The following is a 1,045-nucleotide window of genomic DNA, read 5'->3' as shown; positions in this document are numbered from 1 at the left end:
GTTCGGCTGGCCGGTCAACCAGACCGTGCAGATCGTCCTGATCGCCGCCACCTGCGGCCTCGCCACGCTCTCGGTGGCCAGCGGACTGGACCGCGGCATCCGCATCCTGTCCGAACTGAATCTGAGCCTGGCGGTGATCCTGCTGCTCTTCGTGCTGGTCCTCGGGCCGACCGTGTTCCTCCTGCAGACCTACGTGCAGAACACCGGGGCCTACCTGTCCGACATCGTCAACAAGACCTTCAACCTGTACGCCTACGAGCCCACCGACTGGATCGGCGGCTGGACCCTGCTGTACTGGGGCTGGTGGCTGTCCTGGTCGCCCTTCGTCGGCCTGTTCATCGCCCGCATCTCGCGCGGCCGCACCATCCGCGAGTTCGTCTGCGGCGTGCTGTTCGTCCCGGCCGGCTTCACCCTGCTGTGGATGACGGTGTTCGGCGATACCGCCATCCACATGGTCCTGCAGGAGGGCTTCACCCAGTTGGCCGAAGTGGTCAACCAGGACAGTTCGGTGGCGCTGTTCGCCTTCCTCGAGCACTTCCCGCTGGGCAGCGTGATCTCGCTGGTGGCGGTGCTGATGGTGGTGGTGTTCTTCGTCACCTCGGCCGACTCCGGCGCGCTGGTGGTGGACATGCTGGCCTCCAGCGGCAAGGACCACTCGCCGCTCTGGCAGCGGATATTCTGGTCGGTGCTGATGGGCGTGGTGGCCATCGCCCTGCTCCTCGCCGATGGCCTCAAGGCGCTGCAAACCGCGACCATCGCCAGCGCGCTGCCGTTCTCCATCGTGCTCCTGGCGTCGATCTGGGGCCTGTTCAAGGCGCTGCACCTGGATGCCACCAAGCGCGGCATCCGCTACCAGGCGCTGACCTTCTCCCGCCCCACCACGCGCAGCGGCGCAAGCGAGGGCGACGGTTGGCAGCGCCGCCTGCGCAACATCGCCATGTTCCCAAGGCGCAGCCACGTCAACCGCTTCATCACCGATGTGGCGCGACCGGCTTGCGAGGACGTCGCCGCCGAACTGCGCAAGCAGGGCTACGAGGTCCAGGTG

Annotated in this window: 1 protein-coding gene; it reads left to right on the top strand. The window is 66.9% G+C overall.

Annotated elements, in window-relative coordinates; translation table 11 throughout:
* Nucleotides 1-1,045: BCCT family transporter (locus HMPREF2886_RS09010; RefSeq protein WP_139148400.1), on the top strand; the 1,045-nt coding region annotated here is incomplete at both ends.

The sequence above is a fragment of the Pseudomonas sp. HMSC066A08 genome (assembly GCF_001813025.1).
GTDB lineage: Bacteria > Pseudomonadota > Gammaproteobacteria > Pseudomonadales > Pseudomonadaceae > Pseudomonas > Pseudomonas aeruginosa.
This window is presented reverse-complemented; position numbering and strand designations above follow the sequence as displayed.